Annotated in this window: 18 protein-coding genes; 1 reads left to right on the top strand and 17 read right to left on the bottom strand. The window is 60.2% G+C overall.

What is annotated here, in order from left to right:
• Positions 1-27: 27 nt before the first annotated feature.
• The 3 genes from GDR53_RS05935 to GDR53_RS05930 form a co-directional block, all read right to left on the bottom strand.
• On the bottom strand, positions 28-1,074 hold the full coding sequence (locus GDR53_RS05935; protein WP_193337156.1) for an AAA family ATPase: 1,047 nt from the start codon (positions 1,072-1,074) through the stop codon (positions 28-30).
• A gap of 144 nt (positions 1,075-1,218) precedes the next feature.
• Positions 1,219-1,353, bottom strand: a complete 135-nt coding sequence (locus GDR53_RS19860) for a hypothetical protein (protein ID WP_269802204.1) — start codon at positions 1,351-1,353, stop codon at positions 1,219-1,221.
• A 561-nt stretch (positions 1,354-1,914) separates the two neighbouring features.
• Positions 1,915-3,117: a hybrid nucleoside-diphosphate sugar epimerase/sugar transferase gene (locus GDR53_RS05930; protein WP_193337155.1), complete on the bottom strand. Its 1,203-nt coding sequence runs from the start codon at positions 3,115-3,117 to the stop codon at positions 1,915-1,917.
• Between the two features lie 249 nt (positions 3,118-3,366).
• On the opposite strand from GDR53_RS05930, the gene GDR53_RS05925 reads away from it, so the two are divergent.
• Positions 3,367-5,226, top strand: a complete 1,860-nt coding sequence (locus GDR53_RS05925) for a polysaccharide biosynthesis protein (RefSeq protein ID WP_193337154.1) — start codon at positions 3,367-3,369, stop codon at positions 5,224-5,226.
• A 14-nt stretch (positions 5,227-5,240) separates the two neighbouring features.
• On the opposite strand, the gene wecB is transcribed toward GDR53_RS05925, so the two are convergent.
• The 14 genes from wecB to hisH all read right to left on the bottom strand — a co-directional run bounded on the left by wecB (position 5,241) and on the right by hisH (position 20,963).
• Positions 5,241-6,362 carry a non-hydrolyzing UDP-N-acetylglucosamine 2-epimerase gene (wecB, locus tag GDR53_RS05920; RefSeq protein WP_193337153.1) on the bottom strand — a complete coding sequence of 374 codons (1,122 nt, stop codon included), beginning with the start codon at positions 6,360-6,362 and terminating at the stop codon, positions 5,241-5,243.
• On the bottom strand, positions 6,355-7,365 hold the full coding sequence (locus tag GDR53_RS05915; RefSeq protein ID WP_193337152.1) for a polysaccharide biosynthesis protein: 1,011 nt from the start codon (positions 7,363-7,365) through the stop codon (positions 6,355-6,357). Before GDR53_RS05915 ends, wecB begins: the two co-directional genes overlap by 8 nt.
• Before the next feature lie 10 nt (positions 7,366-7,375).
• Positions 7,376-8,230, bottom strand: coding sequence for a dTDP-4-dehydrorhamnose reductase family protein (locus GDR53_RS05910; protein ID WP_193337151.1), 855 nt, complete (start codon positions 8,228-8,230; stop codon positions 7,376-7,378).
• A gap of 2 nt (positions 8,231-8,232) precedes the next feature.
• Entirely contained in the window at positions 8,233-9,462 is a 1,230-nt protein-coding gene (locus GDR53_RS05905; protein ID WP_193337150.1) for a glycosyltransferase family 4 protein, read from the bottom strand.
• Positions 9,463-10,476, bottom strand: coding sequence for a glycosyltransferase (locus GDR53_RS05900; protein WP_193337149.1), 1,014 nt, complete (start codon positions 10,474-10,476; stop codon positions 9,463-9,465).
• Entirely contained in the window at positions 10,473-11,204 is a 732-nt protein-coding gene (locus tag GDR53_RS05895; protein ID WP_193337148.1) for a class I SAM-dependent methyltransferase, read from the bottom strand. Before GDR53_RS05895 ends, GDR53_RS05900 begins: the two co-directional genes overlap by 4 nt.
• 121 nt (positions 11,205-11,325) lie before the next feature.
• Positions 11,326-12,603, bottom strand: coding sequence for a glycosyltransferase (locus tag GDR53_RS05890; protein WP_193337147.1), 1,278 nt, complete (start codon positions 12,601-12,603; stop codon positions 11,326-11,328).
• Complete coding sequence (locus GDR53_RS05885; protein ID WP_210321400.1) at positions 12,600-14,735, bottom strand: heparinase II/III family protein; 2,136 nt, start codon at positions 14,733-14,735, stop codon at positions 12,600-12,602. Before GDR53_RS05885 ends, GDR53_RS05890 begins: the two co-directional genes overlap by 4 nt.
• Positions 14,722-15,948 (bottom strand): lipopolysaccharide biosynthesis protein, encoded by a 1,227-nt coding sequence (locus GDR53_RS05880; protein ID WP_193337145.1) that lies wholly within the window; start codon positions 15,946-15,948, stop codon positions 14,722-14,724. The genes GDR53_RS05885 and GDR53_RS05880 overlap by 14 nt, the downstream gene beginning before the upstream one ends.
• Positions 15,949-16,033: 85 nt before the next feature.
• Positions 16,034-17,308, bottom strand: coding sequence for a phenylacetate--CoA ligase family protein (locus GDR53_RS05875; RefSeq protein WP_210321399.1), 1,275 nt, complete (start codon positions 17,306-17,308; stop codon positions 16,034-16,036).
• Positions 17,309-17,361: 53 nt separating this feature from the next.
• Complete coding sequence (locus tag GDR53_RS05870; protein WP_193337143.1) at positions 17,362-18,420, bottom strand: glycosyltransferase family protein; 1,059 nt, start codon at positions 18,418-18,420, stop codon at positions 17,362-17,364.
• An 8-nt stretch (positions 18,421-18,428) separates the two neighbouring features.
• Positions 18,429-19,562, bottom strand: a complete 1,134-nt coding sequence (locus GDR53_RS05865) for an N-acetyl sugar amidotransferase (RefSeq protein WP_193337142.1) — start codon at positions 19,560-19,562, stop codon at positions 18,429-18,431.
• A gap of 10 nt (positions 19,563-19,572) precedes the next feature.
• A complete protein-coding gene (locus tag GDR53_RS05860) occupies positions 19,573-20,301 on the bottom strand; it encodes an AglZ/HisF2 family acetamidino modification protein (RefSeq protein ID WP_232846743.1) in 729 nt (242 codons plus the stop codon).
• A 35-nt stretch (positions 20,302-20,336) separates the two neighbouring features.
• Positions 20,337-20,963: an imidazole glycerol phosphate synthase subunit HisH gene (hisH, locus tag GDR53_RS05855; RefSeq protein WP_193337140.1), complete on the bottom strand. Its 627-nt coding sequence runs from the start codon at positions 20,961-20,963 to the stop codon at positions 20,337-20,339.

Below are 20,963 nucleotides of genomic sequence, written 5' to 3'. Positions count from 1 at the left end.
TTTTGGTTTTTGCAATTATTGAAGAAATCAGTTGAGGGTGGAGCGCGAGGACGCGGCGTTGGCCGAGTCGAGCAGCTTGTGGAGGGTGCGCAGGCTGGTGATTTTGCCCGAGCGCACGGCTTTGGCGATGGTGGTGACGAGCTCCGGTTCGAGCCCGCGGCGCTCGATTTCTCGGGCGGCGATGTCAGCGATTTCCTGGGGCGTCGGCGGCGCCATCCGAATGATCTGGCAGCGGTCGAGAAACGGCTGGGACAGCCGCGTCGCATCGTTCACCAAGATGATCCAGTTGATGAAACTCAGGTCCACGGCGAGCTGGAGATAGTTGTCCATATGCGCCGCGGCGCTGCGCTTCTCGAGCAGGCCCACAAGAGCCTCGCTGGGCTTGGGCGAGCCGTTGCGGCTCATGTCGCGCAGCTTGTCGAGCTCGTCGAGGACCACGATGACATTGGCCGAGGCAGAATTCGCCAGCGCCTGCATGATGTCGCTCTGCCGCGAATTGCTCCAGCTGCCGTCCTGAGACAGGATCGGGGTCAGGGTGGTCATCGTGGCGCAGTCCAGGTAGACCAGTGGCAGACTGCTGGCCTCAGCCAGAAGGTGAACAAGCCTGGTCTTGCCGCTGCCCGGCCCGCTTTCAATCACCAGGGGCCGGATCTGCAGCCAGCGCGCCCCGCGGCGAATATGCACCTGGGCTGACTGCCGAATGGCCTCAATGGCCCGGCCGAAATTGGGTGCCTCGGCAAACACCTTGGCCGCAAACGCGTCCACGGCGTCGGATGTGGCGGGACCCTTGAGGTCTTTGATTTCGCCAAGGCCCTCGATCAGCCGCCGCACGGCATGGCGGTCGCGCCGGTCGTCGGCACCACGGCGGGCATTGTGCTCATCCATGGACATCTGCGGGGCAATACGGACGAATGGACGGTCATAGCCCTTGAGCGCCAGCAAGCGCGGCTTACCGAGGTTCGTGCGAGCCTCGGCTTCGAACACGAAGTCGCTGTTCATAAGTTTACGCAGGTCTTCTTCGTCGTCCGCGTCGGGCTCCGGGCCGGGACCGGACGTCATTTTCCAGTTTTTCATGATCTCGAATTTCTGAGGGCGAGCGGGTCCGTGGCACGGTCAGGTGCAGCGGCAAGCTCGGACAAAGGATCAATCGCGCAGGGGCTCAGGCTCGCGCTGTCAGCGCGAGGTCAAAGTCCGGTGGCAATCGGGCGGGGCAGGGCGCTAAAGCGCGCGCACTACCAGGCAGGCGTCGCACGAGGCGGCGACGCCAAAACATCCGATGATCCCAAGCGGGTCAGAACTGTCGAGGAAAATGTTGCGGCGAATCTGATCGCGGCAATAGAAGTGATCAGCCATGGCGGCTTCTCCTGTGAGTGCAGGATGGTGGCTGCCTGGTCAGGTCGCTGGCGTTGTTGACGCAACGCTGGCGGCCGCCTTGATGGGCAACCAAAGAATCCGGGTGGAATCCTACAATCAGCGTGACAGGTGTTCGCGAAAAGTCACGCTGAGATCCTCGGCATGGTTAACTACGTCGTACATAGCCATCTTGAGGTTCGAGGGAGGAACGCCATGGAACCAGAGAAATGATAATGCAGGTTAAGTCGACTGGGACTGCGCAAACCGACTCAGGTTGACTCGTTTTGACTCAAGGGCGACTCGATTTGTTTCTTTCACACCTGTGCACCAACGGGTGCCAAAGCATGCGAACTTCAGAGACTACTGATATAGCTGAAGCTTTAAAGAACTACGGTGGGCTTTCCGGCTGTCACTCGTAGTGGCCCGCCTCAGGAGCTGAATCTCCAACTAGTCGACGGTGCGACAGTAAAAATCGGCTTTGGAGCCTTATCGACGCCCGTACGGCCAATTGAGACCGCTATCTGGATGGCCCTTGCCAGAGCACAACGAGCGGAGCTTTGTCTATGGAATGACGCGATCACCGCGCCCACTGCCGAAAATAGTCCGTACAGCGATCTTCAGATCCAAAGGCAGACACCGCAGATCAAGATATTTGCGGTCTTCCTGGGCGAGCCGAGCGGGGTGGCTCATGTCGATACCCTGGACTTGAGACAGGCCGGTGATCCCGGGGGTAATCTGGAGGACGCCGTTCGACCGGCGTGCCTTTATGAGTTCCGCCTGTACCGGCAGGCATGGGCGTGGCCCGACCAGACTCATGTCGCCTTTTGCAAGATTGAGAATCTGCGGCAATTCATCCAGTTTGTACCGGCGCAGGCTATGGCCGAGACGGGTCACCGAACTGCCAGAAACCTCGTGGGTGGCCGCTTGCCGGGTTCCGACCTCCATAGTTCGGAACTTGTAGCAGACAAAAGGGCGTCCATCACGGCCGATACGCTCCTGTCTGAAAATGCCGGGGCCGGGAGATTGTGCCTTGACCATGATCCAAATGATGAGCAGCAACCACCAAAATAACACCGCGATGCCAAGAAAGACCGCGATATCAATTGTTCTCTTGGAAATACTATAGAAGTTGTTACGGGCCTGACCGTCGGTCAGGATGACGTCTTTGGCTTCGACCCCGCCATCGGCCGCCAAGCGCAGGAAAGCGGCCAAGCGATCGACATTCAGGGTCGGCTTGAGGCCTCTGAGCACGTCACTGATCGCCGGCCTGACAAATGCAGGCAGACTGTTGATGAACTGCCAGCGGCCCGCCCAGCGATCTCCATAGATGGCGGGCAGGTAGAGGTTCAAAACCTCGACGTCGTCGATTGCCTTGAGGTGCTCCGCCGCCAGTCGCTTTGTTGCAGCATAGGAGTGCTGGTGACCGGGGTCGATGGCGTGCAATGAGGAGACGTTGACGAACCGGCGTATCCCGGCGGTGGCGGCCAGGCGCGCCAGTTGAAGCGCAAACTGGACGTTGACGGCCTCGAAATCGGCGAACTCTCCTGCCTGGTCAGAATTCATCACTGCCAAATTGATCAAAAGGTCGGCATTGTAGCAATGGGCCGGCAGACTCTCGTAAGAAACGCAGATATGGCCAGGATATGAGCTTTTCAGCCGCTCCGGTGACCGCCCGGCAAGGACCAGTTCCGTCCCTCCGGCGGCCAGTAGCGGAACCAGCATGGAACCGACGAAGCCGGAGGCTCCAGTTATGACGATCTTCATGCCGATCCTCCTGCAGCTCGGGCGGGCGCGGACAGATCAATCAGAGATAGCGGTGCAATGCTAGTGCCAAAGCCTGCTCGGGGCGCCTCCGGAGCGATTGTTGGTGGGAGAATAGGGCGACACCATTGGCATGGTTGGCGTAATTGATTAGGAGGCTGGGGAGTTGCTGAGATATTCGCATTTTGGGAGCACCGATCCCCAAACCTTGCGCCGCCGGAGGCAGGCACAATGCCAAGACGTCATCTCTCTATGGGTACAACTCTGGTCAACCGGATCGGAAATCTCCCTCGCATCTGGAAGCGCGTGATCATCATCACCTTCGACGTGGTGGCTTTGTCATTCGCCTTATGGGCCAGCTTCTCGCTGCGTTTCGGCGCCTGGGCGCCGCCAGACAGAGGGTCGCAGTTCTTCGTCATCGCTCTGGCGCCATTGGTCGCGGTGCCCATCTTCGTGCGCCTGGGCCTCTACCGGGCCGTCATCCGCTACCTGCCAGAGCGTGCGCTCTGGACTATTCTTCAGGCGACGACGCTGGCCGTCCTGTCCTGGCTGTTTCTGATGTTCCTCTCGGCCATGACCGGCTACATGACCATCCCGCGTTCGGTGCCGATCCTGTACTGGGCCATTGCCACGCTGATCATCGGTAGCAGCCGTCTTGTGGTCAAGAAACTGTTGTGGTCAGCAGGGCCCGTCTTGGCGAAGAATCGACAATTGCTGGTCTACGGCGCCGGCCAATCGGGCGCCCAACTGGTCGATGCACTCCGTCGGCATCCCGGCGAGAGAATTGTTGGCTTCATCGACGATAATCCAGGCTTGCACGGGCGGGACGTGGCAGGAGTGCGCGTGTTTTCGCCGACCCACTTCGAGTGGTTGGTTGACCAGTATGGCGTCGAAGAGGTCATTCTCTCCATCCCCACTTTGAGTCCCGAGCGCAAAAAGGAGATCATTGCCATGGTTGCAGGCCATGGCGTGAAGCTGCGGACACTGCCGCCGATTTCCGAGCTGGTCAGCGGCAAGTATCTGGTCAGCCAAATTCGCGAGATCGAGATCGACGAACTGCTCGGGCGCTCTTCCGTGCCGCCCGACCTGGACCTCGTGCGGAGCATGATCGAAGGACGTTCGATAATGGTTACGGGTGCCGGTGGTTCCATCGGCTCGGAGTTGTGCCGGCTTATCTCCAAATGGCATCCGCAGCGGCTCGTGCTGTTCGAAAGCAATGAGTTTGCGCTTTACAATATCGACCGCGAACTCGCTGGCGTAAGCGGACTGTCGGTGGCTTCCATCCTTGGTTCAATCACCGACCGGCGATCGTTGGAGCGGGCGATGGAGAAGTTCTCGGTGCAGGTGGTGTTTCACGCCGCCGCGTACAAGCACGTGCCGCTGGTGGAGGCCAATTCGCTCGAGGGGATCCGCAACAATGTGCTCGGCACGCAGAACGTCGCGAGCGTCGCGCTGGAACAGGGCGTCGAGAACTTCGTCCTGATCTCGTCGGACAAGGCAGTCCGGCCGACCAACGTCATGGGTGCGACCAAGCGCTGGGCTGAGCTGATCGTTCACCAGATGTCGGCAATGGCGACCGAGCGGCAATCCGCACAGCGGTTTTCCGCGGTGCGCTTCGGCAATGTGCTGGGATCGAATGGTTCGGTGGTCCCTTTGTTCAAAGAGCAGATCGCCCATCGTGGCCCGTTGACCCTGACAGATCCGACCATGACGCGGTACTTCATGTCGATCCATGAAGCAGCGGAGCTCATCGTCCAGGCAGGTCAACTTTCCGAAGGCGCCGACGTTTTTCTCTTGGAGATGGGGATGCCGGTCCTGATCAAGGATTTGGCGGAGAACATGATCCGCCTGGCAGGCTTCAAGCTCAAGGATGCGGCCAATCCGGATGGCGATATCGAAATCGTGGTAACCGGCAAGCGGCCGGGGGAGAAGCTCTACGAGGAACTATTTTACGACGGGACCAACGTGCTGCAGACGCGGCACCCAAAGATTCTGCGAGCTGCTCAGAGCGACCATTCTGATCTGGATCGCCTGATGCCCCGTCTGCTGGCCACCCTGCAGAGCGAGGACGAGACCGAGGCCCGCAAGGTCCTGTTCGAAGCCATAAGGTAAATCGCCGGCTGGACTTAGGGAGACTTTGACCAGACCGTTCGATTCACATAGTCGATATAGCTCAGAACGACCCGCAACACTTGTTGGGACACTGCGGGGTTCATGTAATCGTCAACAGGGCGCACCGGTCCGGCAGAGCCGCTGGTAACCACCCGAACGGCTTCAATGACGCGATCTCTACTGGCCCCACTCATGATCAGTACACCGGCGTCCATGCCTTCGGGCCGTTCATGGGCTGGCCTGATGGTGACTGCTGGAAAACCGAGCAAAGCGCTTTCCTCGGTTATCGTGCCGCTGTCGGAGATCGTGCAGAATGCGTTGCGCTGCAGCTGGATATAGTCGGTGAAGCCGAACGGCTTGAGGAAGCGAATGCGCTCGTCCAATGCGAGGTTGCCTATGGCCTCGATACGGTTGCGCGTGCGCGGATGAACCGAAACGATCACGGGCATCTGGTAGCCTTGCGCCAGCCCGTTGAGCGTGTCCAATATCTGGCTCAGTCGCGCAGGGTCGTCGACATTTTCTTCCCGATGCATGCTGACGACGAAATAGCGTTTCTGCTCGAGATCGAGCCTCGCCAAGGCGTCGGACGCGTCGATGCGCCCGCGATAGAAGGTTAGAACTTCGTCCATGTGCGAGCCCGTCTTGATGATCGTCTCCGGTCGCAGGCCCTCGGCGATCAGGTAGCGTCGTGCATGTTCCGTCAGCACCATATTGATGTCGCTGAGATGATCGAGAACCTTACGATTAAGCTCCTCAGGGACACGCTGGTCGAAACAGCGATTGCCAGCCTCCATGTGAAATACCGGGATCTTGCGTCGTTTGGCGGAAATGACGGAGAGGCAGGAATTGGTGTCGCCATAAAGCATCACGGCTTCCGGCTCGACCCGGCCCATCAACTCGTCGGAGCGCTCGATGACACGAGCGATGGTCGACGCCGCGTTACCGCCGGCCGCGTCGAGGAAGTGGTCGGGCTTTCGAATGCCGAGATCGTCGAAGAAAATCTGGTTAAGCTCGTAGTCGTAATTTTGGCCGCTATGGACCAGGACGTGGTCGGTATGCTCGTCGAGAGCGGCGATGACGCGGGACATCTTGATTAGTTCGGGCCGCGTCCCGACAATGGTCATGACCTTACGCACTGAGCAGTTCCCGTACATAGTCGAGTTTGGCGAGCAGGCTCGTGACACCATCGACGTCAAGCCGAGTTGTGTTATGCGAGGTATAGTCCTCGAAGGCGGAAACTTTCTCCTCGCCCTCGACAAAATACTTGTTGTAGTTAAGGTCACGGCCGTCCGCCGGCACCCGATAATAGCGTCCCATGTCCTCGGCTCGCGACATTTCCTCGCGGGACAGAAGTGATTCATAGAGCTTCTCACCGTGCCGGGTACCGATGATTTTGACTTCGTTGCGACTATTGAACAGGGTCAGTAGCGCCTCGGCCAGATCGCCCAGAGTGGAGGCCGGCGCCTTCTGCACAAAGATGTCGCCCTGTTCGGAGTTCTGGAAGGCGTGGACCACCAGATCGACGGAGTCGTCGAGCGACATGAGGAAGCGCGTCATATTGGGATCGGTGAGCGTCAGTGGCTTACCGCTGCGGATCTGATCGATGAACAGGGGAATAACCGAGCCGCGGGACGCCATGACATTTCCGTAGCGCGTGGCGCAGACCACCGTATCGCTGCTCGCAAGCATGCGCGATTTCGCCACCATGAGCTTTTCCATCATGGCTTTCGATATGCCCATGGCATTGATCGGATAGACGGCCTTATCGGTGCTGAGCACCACCAGCCGTTTGACCCCGGCGTCGACTGCCGCGTTGAGGACATTCTCGGCCCCCAGCACGTTCGTACGCACGGCTTCCATGGGGTAGAACTCGCAGGACGGCACCTGTTTGAGGGCCGCCGCGTGAAAGACGAAATCCACACCACGCATCGCTTGGCGTACGCTGTCGACATCGCGGACATCGCCAATATGGAAACGCAACTTGCTGTTGTTCATGGCGATCCGCATGTCTTCTTGTTTCTTCTCGTCACGGCTGAAGATGCGGATTTCGCGAACATCGGTGTCGAGGAAACGCTTGAGAACAGCGTTGCCGAACGAGCCCGTGCCGCCTGTAATCATCAGGACGCCGTTGGAAAACATGTTGTATTCCTTATCTGAACGAATTCATCGAGGCCACCAGGAGGGGCCAGTCCGGGGGGTGGTAGCCTGTCGCCGCGTTGAAGCGCGCGGCCACCAGGGAACGGTCGATGACCAGCTTGTCGTCGGGTTCGAGGACGATCGATGTGCCATATTGCTCGTTGATGAGTTTCAACAAGTCGTATTTGGCGATCGGCGCCGAGGCGACGTGGTAGACGCCTGACAGTTCAGGGCGTGTCAGCACGAAGTCCCGCGTCACGCGCGCAAGCTCGCAGGTCGGCAGGCCGGAGAAAATCGCGCGGGTGAAACCACGCGCGGATCCCTCTTGGGCGAGGAACCACTCCACCAGGCCGTGTCGGCTGCTGAGCTCATGCCCGATGATGGAGGTGCGCAGGGTAATCGCATTGGGAGCGGCCACTTCGCCGAGCAGTTTGGAGCGCCCATAGAGATCCTGTGCATCTGGCTCATCTGTTTCCGTATAGAGCCCTTGGCGCCCCGTGAAGACGCAGTCGGTGCTGACATGGACGAGGCGCGCATTCGAAAGGGCGCAGAGCCGCGCCAGACGGTGCGGCAACATGGCGTTGATCGGCAGTGCCAGCAACGGATCATCTGCCTCGGCCAGCTGTTTGACGAGACCAACGCAGTTGACGACAACGTTCGGCCTCGTCTGGGTAAGCAGGCGAACCAGTCCATCGTGATCCTGTACGTCCACTCCGGTCAATAGCCGAGACTGCAATTCAGGCCCAAAGAAGCGCCGTGCACTTTCGGACCGCAGGGTCCCGTACACTTCCAAATTCGGGTGCTGAAGCAGCACACGGATCATCGCATTGCCCAGCATGCCAGAGGCCCCCAGGACGAGTACTTTCATGGTTATTGCCTCGCTTGTTGCCGTGCCGCTCCCAGATGGGCGACCAGCGCGTCTGCCAGTTCGTCCGCGGTGAAGTGTTGCTCATAGTATGAGCGGCCGCTCTTGCCCATGGCATTGCGAACAACTTCGGGGGTGTCGGCCATTTTTTCGATGGCACGGGCCAGCGCAGGTGCGTTTTCGGCCGCCACGGTCAGGCCTGCACCCGCCTGCTCGATGATGCGCGCACCTTCCCCGTCTAGTGCCGCGATTATCGGCCGGCCGGCCGCTAGATAGGCCTGGACCTTGCTGGGGATCGTATAGGAAAAGATCGGCTCGGCCTTAAGCGTCACCAACAGGCACCCGGCTGCGGGCAGGATGGCGCCCATGTCCTCGGGCGCAAAGCGGCCGCACAGGACAATATTCAGGAGCCCCAAGCGCTCGATCTCGCCGCGGACACGCTCCGCCTCACTGCCGCTGCCGACAAGGAAGAAAGCAATATCCTTGCGATGCGCCAACGTTGCAGCGGCATTGATCACCGTATCCAGCGCTTGGGCGGAACCCAGATTGCCGGCGAAGACGACAGAGAAAACCCGCTCCAGCCGCTGGGCCAGTGTTTGGGCGCCAAAGCTTGCCTCGCCGACCGGTTGGTCGACATACGCATTGGGATAGTAGAAAATCCTGTCTGGCGACGCATAGTGTTCCACGGGCGTTCGGAAGGCCTCAGAAGGCACAAGAACTCTGTCCGATGCGCGGTAGATGATCCGGACCACGGACGAAATCAGCTTCAGGGCCCAGCGATTGCGCATATAGCCAGTGGCAGAAAGGCTCTCCGGCCAAAGATCCTGCACCCAGACGACCAGAGGCACTTTGTGCATTTTGGCCAACAGCACCGCAGGCAGAGCCTGCAACAGGGGCGAGACCCCATAGACCAGGATGATATCGAATGTGTGCTTGCGCAATGCCCATGGCCCCAGCGTGGCGGCAGCGGCCAGGAACGACAGGTAGTTGAGTGCCAGGCGCAGCCGCGATTGCTGCCCGCGCGCAACAAGAGGTACACGGACCACCTCTACCCCCTGGTGCTGCTCCCGGGTAACGCCCCAGGCCCGGTATCCAGAGTAGATGTTACCTTGCGGGTAGTTGGGCTTGCCGGTCAGCACCGTGACCACATGCCCCCGGTCGGTCAGCAGCTTCGTCAAGTCGTTGATGACGAAGGCCTCAGGCCAATAATACTGGGTGGAAACGAGTATCCGCACTCACGGTGCCTTCTTTATCAGGTCGAGGAAGGTGGCTGGATCGAGAACCGGCGCGGAAGATTGGGTCTGACCGAGATGGCGCATCGCCGCCCGGGCGATCGACCGCGCCGAGAGAGGGTCGAAAGTCTGCTGCGGCGCCAGCAGGTCTCGCACATAGTCACGTTCGGGTGCGAGGACCGCAAGACCCGCAGTCTGCGCTTCGAGCATGGGAATGCCAAAAGCCTCGAACAGCGACGGATAGATCAGAGTACCGCTCTCGGCCAAGAGGCGCGCAACTTCACCGGGGTTCGAAACAGCCCGCAGGTGAATGTCGAGGCCCTGGTCCTCCGCCTCGTCCTTGACCCAGCGCCAGAGCGCGCCGTCGCGCTGCTCCGTCAATGTCAGGCAGAGCGAGGGGCGGATATCCATCTTGGCGAGATAGGTCCAAGCCTCGACCAGGCGGCGGTGGTTCTTGTGCGCTTCGCCAGAGGCGACGTAGACGAAGTCGAACTTTCGGATGGCATTGCCATCAAATGCGGGCGCCGGCAGCGCCGGGGCAAAGCCGATGACGCGTGGTGTGCGACCAAACTTGGCTTGCGCTGCAGTGGCCATTGTCTGTGTCTGCACTACCAGTTCGGCATCACGCAGGCCCAAACGGAGTAACATCCGCTCCACGGCAATGCGTAGGCGCACTCGGAGCGGCAGGCCGCTGGTGGACAGGTTTTCGGCGAGGTACCGGTTGTGCAAGTAGACTCGGACCGCAGCCTTGCTGGGAAAGAGCGGTGGCAGATTGCCGAAGCACAACAGGACATCTCCGGCCGAGGCTCGCCGGGCGAGGTCCCGCTCGCCAAGCCACCGGCCTAAAATGGTTGGCTTGACCCGGAAGATCGCCACATCGGGATGGAGCGGCGGCAGGTCGGACAGGCGTTCGTCAATATAGACCGTCGCAGGCCCCTGCAGGGCCTGCAACAGCGGGAGCAACAAGGTCTTGCCTCCGCCGACGTGAATATTCGACGCCTGGATGAACAGGCTCAATCGCCGCTCCGCGGGCGAGCCAGGACCATGAGTGTTTCGCCGCCGAGCAGACGGACACCCAGGTCCTTGTTGAGGGCATAGACCACACGTCGAAGCAGGCCGGCAAGGCGCGTCTTGAGCGAGAGTTGCGGCGCATCGAGCGAGGCGTTGGTGTAGCGCGCTTCGATGACCTCGTAGCCCGACTCTTCCAGCAGTGACACTGCTAGGGTCTTGGTGAAATAATGGAGGTGGCCCACCTTGTCACGCACCAGCAGAAGCGGCTTCTCCCGCAGCACACTCGAGGCGGATAGGTCCAGCGGAATATGGCAAACGATCAGTTTCGCGCGGCTTTTGAGGCGGGCGAGAAACTCCCAGGGATTGCCGAGATGCTCCAGAACGTCGACGATCAGCAGTGCATCCGGCACCGGCGTATCCAGTTCGAGATAGTCGCCCAGGGTGAAGGCAATGCCAGCCTTGCGGCTCTCGGGCCAGAAACGCTGGGCGTCTGGCGCGATATCATAGCCTTCCATAGCAGCCTCGGGGAAAGCGCTACGCAAGGCCACCAGCACGGCTCCCGAGCCGCAGCCAACTTCGGCGATGCGTTGCGGCCGGATGGAGTGATCCCGCAAAATCTGCGCTATCTTGCCTGCTTTCCAGGGCGAGTCCCCCGAATCCCAGTCAGGGTTTTTTTCCGCATAATCACCATTGAGGTAGCGGTCCAGTGTCGGGTCTGGAGTGGTCACGGTCATTGATCCTCGTTGCGGCAAATGACGGGTGCCCCATCCGCCCGGAGAGGCCGTAGGCAGGACCAGTAGCAATTGGCGCGCTTGTTGTCTTGGCTTGAATTGCCCCGTCAACAGCTTCCGGCTGTCAGCGTGCCTCGGCTGTCCTGCCCAATAGCGCGGAATATTCTCTGGTGATGGTTTGTGGCGAGTGCCGCGCGATAACTGATGCCGTGTAGGCCTGCGGTATCGGTGGAGGATTGTCCAGGAACGCAGCCAGGCGGGCAATGTCATCGCCTACAGGTTTACCGTCTGATCCCGACAGCAGCAAGGTGGCCGGATGATCCTCAAGCGCGGTGAGGGACGTATCGTCCGGCAGGGTCACGACATTGATGATCGGCCGCCCCACAGCCATATATTCAATGACCTTGCTGCCCAGCTGCGACGTGGAATGGTTGCCGATATTCAGCACGGCATCGGCTTCGGCCATGGCACGCGTCACTTCCTCGCGTTCAACCAGGCCATGCACCACGATAGAGCCGGGCGCTGCCACCAGGTGCCGCTGCAGGATGTCGTGGCAATCGTTCACCGCTCCGTAGAAGTGCATTTCATAGGTCTTGTCGGGGCGCGCTGCCCGCAGGGCTTGGTAGCGGTCCAGGAAGTAGGCGGGATTGCGTATGGTGCGATAGAGCGTGCCGACAAAGACGATCCTGATGGCGCCACCACGCGGGCGCGTGCGGACAGGGCTGGGCGGCAGGGACAACAGGGGGCCGATGACTGCCAGCTTTCCACGCGTGACCGGGAACCCTCCTTCATAGAGTCGCCGCGTCGCTTCCGTTGTTACGGTGATCCTGTCGGCACGCCGCAGGACGCGACCTTCGGTCCATCGACCGAGACCTTGATAGAGCAGGCGGTTATAGGGCGCCGGCTCGTCCATCTGCGAATAGGGGTCGCCAATATCCACCAGCCAGCCGGTGCCGGTTGCCCTAGCGCCAGCGCGCAACCACACGACATGCCCGGAGAACGGGTGCGAGGTGGAGATCACCCAGTCAAAACCATGCTCCGCCTGCAGTCTGTCTGCCGCCGCGCTAGCAGGAATGATCCAGCCGCAGGCATAGTCGGGCCAGTAGACCTTGCGCCAGGCCTGGACGAGCATGGATTTGAAGCGGCGTACCATGCTCCTCTTTACTGCCAGGGGTGCCCGGTCAGCGGCGGGAGATGAGGGCCGCTGGTTGCGCCGTCCCAGGATCGGGTCGGCCACCCGGTGAATCCTTGCCCTGCCGGCATAGGGCGCGTCGGCTCCCGTTGCACAAAGGACATGCACGTCGTGCCCTTGGGCCGCAAGTTCCTCGGCAATGGCGGCTAACCGGAAGGCCCGCGGTGTGAGGTCTGGCGGGAAAGAATGCGTGATGATCAATATCTTCATGACGGGCTCATGCGCTCGATCTGCCCGTAGCCCGGGGAGAAATCAATGGGGTCGGCGGTTGGATCGGAAATTGTGTGGCCATCGGGACTGAAGTCGATGACGATGATCCGATCATCCTCCACCTCGACGCGTCGGTAGACGTCGAAACCATAGCCGCGGTGGCGCCCCACAAAGCCTCTTGCCCCGAAATAAAGGCATTCGCCTGCGGAAGCGCCGCGCAGGTCGAAGATGCCGAGCGTCAGGTTGGCCGGCTCCGCGTCGCCATGGCGGGGCGCATGATGCGACTTCACCGACCGGTAGCGGTTCCGCATGTCGGGCAGGGCGGTGTAGATATAGCTGCCAGGGTCACGGATCAGCGATCGGCCATCCACCATCACTTCAATGGCCAACTGATCGCAGTGGGCATGCGGGCCCAAGCCGCCAACACCGATCTCCCCACAGCGAATGGCCACGAACAGGCGGGTGCTGCGCAGCACATAGCAGCCCATTCCATCAAAGCCTTGATATTCGAGCTGGCCGCGCAAGCCTGGGCCGCCCGGGATCTCGCAGCGCCAGATGCTGCCAGGCGGAGCCGACTGACCGAGGGCGGTCAGCTCGTCCCAGCGGACATCGTCGCCCCGATTGCCACAGGGCTGGGGATCGTAATCCATTGCAGGGGCGTCCCCTGTTCGTCCGGCAAACGTCGCCAGGATACTGGACGCGGCATCGGCTGAGGGCTTGCCCAAAAAACTGTCTGTACCCTCGCAGAGGCCTCGGTGGTCAAGAGACGTAGCCGGATTGACGCCGTCTCGCCAAGCCCGCTGTTCCTGCGATCCCAGAATCAGGAACCGGCCGCTGTCATTGTCGCCGAACTGCACGGCGAGCCCGTCCGGGCGTGTGACGCAACGAGTAAAACGCGCCATGGCGGCGAGCTGTTGACGCATCTGCGGCGAAATCGGCGTCGGCTTGCACGAGGATGGCACGTTGTGCATGGGCAAGGGCGGCAGAGGACGGCGCGGCGGCACCGTCCCGTTCCAGCTATGGGGTCGAGCAAGAGCCTCCAACCGGGTTTCAGTCAGGTTGTCCAGCAAGGCGCACGCCCAGAGCACAATCTCAGCAGATAGGCGGTGATAGCAGGTGCTGGCCTCGAAGTTACTTCCATCCGCATGGAACTGATAGCCGACCTCGCCGAGCAATTCTCGGGTCGCAAAGGCCAACCAGCCATCGGTCTCCTGGCTTTGCGGAAGGTCGGTTGCAGCAAAGAGCAGGCCGGCGAGGTCGGCAAGGTAGTGATTACCCCGATAGAGCGGCGACCATTCGAGGTTGCCGGCGATGTGTCGCGCATGGGCAAGCACACTGGCATCGAAGATTGTCTCGAAATCGACATCAAGGTTCGCGCCGGCAGCCAGCAGCAAATCATGGGCAACCACCATATTGGCCACTCTGATCCCCACATCCATGGCGCAGGCCCAGTTGACCCCGAAGCCTGGAGGATTGGTCGCGATGAAGTCCAGCAGTTGATTGCGTACTTCTCGCGTGAATTCTGGGGCGTCGCTGTCGGCATCGCAAGCAGCAAGCGCTAACATCGGAAGGTGCTGCAGCCGCGCGAGTTCCCAAGGCACTTTTACATCCGCCCCGAGATGATGGCCAAAGCGGATGGCGCCGTGCCAAGTGGATTCGCTCCAGCGATAGCCGGATTTGAAATCCAGCTGCCAATCGATTGGCACGTAGGCCGGATCGATCAAGCGCCAGATGCGCTGCGCTTCCGCGAGGTTGCTTGAATTGATCCGCCCGGCCAGCCAATGACCGGCTTCATCGATGGCCGGTGCCGCCGGACGGGCGAACCGAATGCCGGCCAGCCCTTTGCATGTCATGTCGTAAGAGAGGGTTACCCGGCCCGACCCCAGCAGATCAAACCGGTGGGCAACGGCCTCCCTGGCAAGTTCGACCACAAGCGTTCGGTGCCAAGGCGTCTTTCGCCAAACCTGGTCCATGAATGCTGCATTGGCGAAGCCGAAGCGTCCGCTGGCGCTTCTCGCCTGTCCCGATCGGACAAAGGTCGGGCGCAGCCGGGCCATGGCCTGCTGTCCGGCCTGGACAATAATGCGTTTTACCCTTCGGCCTACGCGACGCTGCAGGTCAAGAAGCGGCATTGGCGGAGAGCCCTGTCTGTCCAGAAGCTACCGGAAGCCGTGCAACCTCGCTACGAACCACCTGCCACACCAGAACCGCCGAAACCAGTGCAACGACGATCTGCGTGAGCGCGGCTCCCCATATGCCGATCCACAGTACCATGGGAAGACCAACCAGAAAGGCGGTGGTGGTCGTCACCACGGCAATCCAGGTGCCCTGGCGGATCGCGCCGATACCCAGCATGGCAGCGCCAGCGATCGCATAGCTGCACCAAATCCAGAATCGCAGCATCAATACGCCCACCATCAAGCCAAGCCCGGCATAGCGCGGGCCTAGCAGCCACCGTTCGAGGCCCCAAGCCAGAGTGCAGACCCCGATGGCAGCCAGGGCGCCGGCCACGATCAGGCCAATGGTCCAACGGCGCAATTCCGCGACGAATTTGGTGCGGTCCTGCATCAGCCCGGTAAAATGCGGTGTCGCCACGCTTTGCACTGAGCCAGCCAGGCCGCTGATGGCGAAAAAGAAGATTGTGCCCAGGGAATAGACGGCCACAAGGTGTAGGTCGGTTGACGCCCAGTCCAGCAGCATAAGGTCTGCATACTGGCCAACAGTGGTGACGAGCATCCCGGCCAGGCTGTACCGCGCCAAGGTGGCGAAGTCTGCGGGAAGTGCAACAGGATCGCGACTGGGTCGAGAGGCCAGGAGCAGAGGAATGGTTCCAGCGGCCACGGATGCGATCGTGGCGACGAGAAAGCCTGCCACTCCAAAAAACCAGAGGCCCAGCACGGTCAGCACCAGGGACAGGCAGCGGATGAGGATCTGGGAGTAGGCCAGGAAGCGGAAGCGCTGCTCGGCCTGCAGGTAAACCAGGCACAGGCTGGTGGCGGCTAGGGCAGGGACCTGCAGCGCATAAGCCGACAGGATCATCCCCTCGTTGCCGCTGCGGCCCGACAGAAAGATGATCAGTAAAGCCAGAATGGATACGCTGGCAGAGATGGCGCCCAGCCAGCGTAGCGCGACGCCCAGCCATGCCCTTCGCTGCTCGGGAGACGCCGATATGTCGGCGCAGTAGCGAAGGATCGGCGCCGTCAAGCCGCCAACCCCAAGAATTGTCGCAATGGCCGCATAGGCAATGGAAATGCGTATCAGGGCGAATTCATCGGGTGGCAGCAGACGGGCGACCAGGATCACGCCGGCAAAGGCCAGGCCCTGCTGGGCAACGTTGGCTACCATCACGTGCGGGAGCCCGCGCGGGATCAAAGCCCTCAGTTGGCCGAGCCTGCCTGACTGGGGCGGTGCCGGCTCCTTTGCCGTTCGACTAGCCATCGATCTTCAGCTTGATCTTGCCGCCGGACGAGCGGATCGGTGCATTTACCAGTTCGAGGCTCCAGTCGAGGTCAAGGCCAGAAAAGTCGAAGCCTGCCGCGAGCGCAGCCTGATCCTGCTTGCCGGGGGTTGGTACCACGAGCAGCGTCATATGGCCCGGCACGGTCTGTCGGACCTGAAGGTGCTGCACGTCGTCGAAGGATCCGTGGTGCCGCCCGAAAATAATAGCTGTGAGGGCGTGTCGGGCACCCGAGCGGTCCACGACGAAATCTCCGATCCGTCCCTGGGCGATACGGAAGGCTAAGGATGCTCCAACGCGGGCCACCGGTTCAACAAGATCGCCGGTGTCGTATCGAATGAATGGATGGACGCGATTGTGCAGTGACGTTGAGACAAGGCGGTGGCTAGGACCCGACCCAACAGGGACCGCTTCCGCATAGCCATAAGTGGGCATGGACTGGTAAATGCCTGCCGCCGTCTCGCCGGCCAGCAGCGCCATTTCGCTGTGCCCGTACCAGCTCAGTATATTGGTGCTGAGGATCTGTCCGATTGGCTCACGATAGACCCGGGCCGGGAATTCCGAGCCCAGCAGCACACCGTGCAGTCGGCTGCGAAACCGAGCGGCTTCGCCGTCCGAGGAGGCGGCCAGCGAATGCGCGAATTCGGCGACTAGGCTGGGATAGCCGTGCACCCATCGGACACAGTAGCGTTCGATCAGCGCTAGCAGCGCAGCCACGACCTCGGACAGAGGGCAATTTGCGTTGACGATGAGTTCATTGTGCCTAGGATGATAGCGGAAAGGCTCTGCCCGGTCATAATGCGTGCCGCCAATACGCAACTTCATCGCTGACGTGCGATAGCCACGGGCCTTCCACAACTCATGCATATGGGCCCATTCTACCGAGGGAGCATCCTTCGGTAGTTGGAAGACCAGAGGACGCCCCGATGTGCCGCCGGTATTGGAGAGTACGCTGCCTGCCCCCGGTACACATCGCTGTTCGACGGGGACTGTCTGGAAATCCTCCTTGCGGACGACGGGGACGGCGTCCCAATCCTCAAGGCTTGCCAACTGTGTGGGATGAAAGCCCTGATCGCCGTAAAATTGTCGATAGAAGGGCACGTTGTTATAGGCAAAGGCGACCATGCCCTGAAGTCTGACGAATGTCTCGCTGCGAGCCCGCTCCTGTTCGTACGTCTCAAAACGGCGAACTTGCCGCACTGCTGCGGCATAGCCACGGCCCACCCGGAAACGGTCAGGCAGGTGCACCAACAGAGGCGCCAGAGATTCCGAGGCGGCCAATGCCTTTTGCCGTATGCTTGTCATTGTCCGCCTACTGCAAGGCCAATCTCTTCGTAGGCGGCCAGCATGTCTTGGGCCACCACGCGGGCATCATGATATCGCAGCGCGTAGGCTCGGCTCCTCGCGGCGATATCCCGGCGACGATCCGCATCCCCGATGAGGTCGCGCAGCACGGCGGTAATCGTGTCTGGGTTGGCGTTCACCAGGGGCAGGTCGGCCGGATATCTGTCCACCAGGTCGGGGCGAATGTAGGTTACGGTGCACTTGCCGCAAGCCATAGCTTCGACGGCGGTCACTCCATGTGAGCCGCAGCGCAGCTCGTCAATATAGACGTCGCAACTGGCCAGCTCCGCATAAAATTCCTTCTGCGTCAGCTGGCGGACCATGCGGAAGTCGAAATCCAGCCCTTCGGACCGCAGCGCCTCTATGGCCGCTACAATCTGCTCGGTTCCTTTCACATGAGGCTCGGTGGGAACATGCAACAAGACGGGACGGCGTGGCGCGTCAGGGGCCACATAGGAGAAACGCCCCATGTCCACCGGCTGGCGGAAGGTGAAAACCTTGTCGAAATATGGCGCCACATACTCAGCCATTTCGCAGTCAGTGGCTGCATAGCGGATGTAGCGCGAGATAGATTTGAGATATCGCCGGATCGACTCGTCCCGGGCCGGATCTTCTTCCCGATAAAAATAGGGGTTGTTGCGCCGCGCCATGCTAACTATGCGGGCGTCGCCGCCGCCAAAGCTGACGAGCATAGGTATCTTGCGGGCTGCGAGATACGGGCCTTCGAGCAGATGGTGCATGCTGCCGCGCAGCAAGTGACTGCCATGATAGTGCACCAGCGAATAACGGTCCGGCACGCGAGCCAGGAATCCGGCACGGCTGGCAAATCGCGACAAGCGGGAATCGGTCTTCTTTGCCAGCGCAACATGATGCGGCAATCGGCGGTCGAGGTCGAAGACGTCGGTGTCCTCGGGAATGACATTGACCGACGGCTGGCCGATCGCCGTCAGCCCCTCGGCGAGCCAGTAGGGCCAGGCCGCCAGGCTGCCATATTGCAAAATCGGATTGTTGAACACCGGTTGGGTCACGTCTTGGCGGTGTACTTCATGTAGAAGCTCTTGGGGATCAGGTCCGCCTTATACATTGCCCAGAAGAACGGACGCATCCGCTCAAAGGTCTTCTTGTAGGTGACGTAATCCTTATAGGATTTTTTCGGTAGGTTCATCACACGCTCGAAATCGGATTTCGAGTAGCCTAGGCGCTTGACGGTAAAGTCGACGAGGTCATCCTCGATATGGGGCGGCTGCTGCATCAGGTCCAACGCTTCCTCGCGCGTCATCCAGCCGTTGCGGCAGTAGGCCGAATAGCCGGCAATCCGGAAGTCGATGTCCCAGCGCGTCGGCAGGAAGTAACTGTGATAGAATGCGGTGAACCGATTTTCCAGGTGATGGCCGCCATACCACTGCCAGCCATATTTCTCGGCCAGCAGCTTCTTGGCTGCTTCCTTGTCATAGTCCATGTAGTACAGCGGCCGAACCTTCTTGATCCGACTTGTCAGCATCCATCGAAGCTGATCGCTCAACCACAGGTTGGGGAAAGTCTTCATCGGGACCTTGCCGAACTGGTTGTGCACGGACTGGATGTATTTCCCGTCCATATAAATCCAGCCGAGTGGTGCGATGCCCTCGGTGCGGAAAGAGTGGCCCTCGATCATGTATTTGATGCCGAACTTCTCGGCGGCGCGATAGAGGGTGGTGGCCAGCCCTATATCGGTCGGAGTCTCGAGATCTTTGACACCGGCCTCGAAGAAAGATCGGTAGAGATCGTCATATTCCTTGTTGTCCACCACGATTGTGAAGAGGTCCACATTGAGCTTTTCAAGAACATTGTGAATGTTCTCTGTGGCAATCGTTGAATTCCATGTATTGTCGAAATGAGCGGCAAGCAGACGCAGGCCATATTTTTCCTTCATCTCGTGGACAAGATAGGAAGAGTCGCAGCCGCCGCTGACGCCGATCACAGCGTCATACTTTTTTCCCCTGCCCGAGGCGCGAATTTCCTCGATCATTTGGTCGAGTCGCGCCTGGCCTTTCTCACCTGTCGGGTATTCAAGTTCCATTCCCTCGATCTGGCGACAATAGCTACAGACTCCATCATTGGGGTCGAAAGCGATATTCGGCACAGTCTCGTCGTAAATGCAGCGGGAGCAGACTTGCATCTTCAAATCCTTATGCGAATGCGGCTTCCTGATCCTTGCGGGACGGAAACTTGATCAGGACGCCCAGGTCCTTGCCTTGAAAAACCGCCATGCTGCCGATAGCCACTGCAGACGCGCCACCTTGCTTTACTGCAGCGCTGACATCATCGAGCGACCCGGCGCCGCCCGTGGCAATCACGGGCACATTGACCGTGTTGGTCACATCTCCCAGGAGCTTGAGATCGAAGCCGGACCAGGTTCCGTCTCGGTCCACCGAGTAGAGCAGTAACTCACCAGCGCCCTCGTCTACGAAAAATCTCGCAGCGTCAACTGCCGAATAGCCGGTGTCTTTGTCTCCATTCCGGATCTTGACCGAGTAGCGCCCGAGCATGGATTTCTTGACGTCCAGCGTCACCACGATGGCCTGCGTGCCGAATTCGGCCGCTGCCTGTCGAACCAGTCCTGGAACTTCGAACGCTGCTGCGCCGAGGGAAATCTTCTCGATGCCGATCGCGAAGAGCCGGCGCATGTCCTCGATGGACCTTATCCCCCCGCCATAACAGATGGGCATGAAACACTCGGTGACCAACTTCTCGATCGTCTCGAAGTCTATACCAGCATTCCTGGTCGTCGCGTGAATATCGAGCAGGATGAGCTCGTCGACTTCTTTCTGATTGAAGATGCGGACCGCGTTGCCCGGGTCCCCCACATAGGTGAAGTCCTTGAACCGCACGGTCTTGACCAATGCGCCGTTGCTCATCAAGAGGCACGGTATAAGGCGGGGGTCCAGCATGCTCAAAGCTCGATATAGTTCTTCAGCAATTGCATGCCAAAGCGATGGCTTTTCTCGGGATGAAATTGAACACCCATGACGTTGTCGCGATGCACGCCGGCCGCAAAGTCTATACCATAACGCGCCTCTAGGAGTATTTCCGCCGGGTCCTGCGGGTCGAAATAGTAAGAATGAACGAAGTAGAAGCGTACGCCGTCCTCAAGACCGCGGGTCAACGGGTGTTCCGCGGCACGAGAAATCCGATTCCAGCCCATATGCGGGATTTTGAGGTCGGCATTGTGACGGTCGAAGTTGAAGTGGCGAACCGTACCGGCGATCATGCCCAGTCCGGGCAGCAGGCCTTCCTCACTGCTATCAGCCAGCAGTTGCATGCCCAGGCAAATTCCCAAGAGCGGTGCCCCACTGGCGGCGTGGTGCTTGATCGGTGCGATCAAATCCAGTTCGCTCAGTCGGCGCATCGCATTGTCGAAACTGCCCACACCGGGCAGTATCAACTTTCCGGCCTCGGCGACTTCGGTCGGTGTGCGAGCAAGGGCCGGGGTGCCGCCGACCTTTTTGATCATGTTGACAACCGAGCCCGTATTGCCGGCGCCGTAGTCGATTACCGTGACGACGTTCTTTTCCTGCAT

Source organism: Devosia beringensis, from assembly GCF_014926585.1.
Lineage (GTDB): Bacteria > Pseudomonadota > Alphaproteobacteria > Rhizobiales > Devosiaceae > Devosia > Devosia beringensis.
Note: the sequence above shows the minus strand (reverse complement) of the source record. Positions and strands in the feature narration are given on the sequence as shown.

Coding starts and splice junctions, on each gene's coding strand:
- GDR53_RS19860 (WP_269802204.1), bottom strand. CDS start 1,353: ATGGCTGATCACTTCTATTGCCGCGATCAGATTCGCCGCAACATTTTC.
- GDR53_RS05915 (WP_193337152.1), bottom strand. CDS start 7,365: ATGTTTTCCAACGGCGTCCTGATGATTACAGGCGGCACGGGCTCGTTC.
- GDR53_RS05935 (WP_193337156.1), bottom strand. CDS start 1,074: ATGAAAAACTGGAAAATGACGTCCGGTCCCGGCCCGGAGCCCGACGCG.
- GDR53_RS05860 (WP_232846743.1), bottom strand. CDS start 20,301: ATGAGCAACGGCGCATTGGTCAAGACCGTGCGGTTCAAGGACTTCACC.
- GDR53_RS05885 (WP_210321400.1), bottom strand. CDS start 14,735: ATGCCGCTTCTTGACCTGCAGCGTCGCGTAGGCCGAAGGGTAAAACGC.
- GDR53_RS05890 (WP_193337147.1), bottom strand. CDS start 12,603: ATGAAGATATTGATCATCACGCATTCTTTCCCGCCAGACCTCACACCG.
- GDR53_RS05880 (WP_193337145.1), bottom strand. CDS start 15,948: ATGGTAGCCAACGTTGCCCAGCAGGGCCTGGCCTTTGCCGGCGTGATC.
- GDR53_RS05895 (WP_193337148.1), bottom strand. CDS start 11,204: ATGACCGTGACCACTCCAGACCCGACACTGGACCGCTACCTCAATGGT.
- hisH (WP_193337140.1), bottom strand. CDS start 20,963: ATGCAGGAAAAGAACGTCGTCACGGTAATCGACTACGGCGCCGGCAAT.
- GDR53_RS05925 (WP_193337154.1), top strand. CDS start 3,367: ATGGGTACAACTCTGGTCAACCGGATCGGAAATCTCCCTCGCATCTGG.
- GDR53_RS05930 (WP_193337155.1), bottom strand. CDS start 3,117: ATGAAGATCGTCATAACTGGAGCCTCCGGCTTCGTCGGTTCCATGCTG.
- GDR53_RS05910 (WP_193337151.1), bottom strand. CDS start 8,230: ATGAAAGTACTCGTCCTGGGGGCCTCTGGCATGCTGGGCAATGCGATG.
- GDR53_RS05865 (WP_193337142.1), bottom strand. CDS start 19,562: ATGCAAGTCTGCTCCCGCTGCATTTACGACGAGACTGTGCCGAATATC.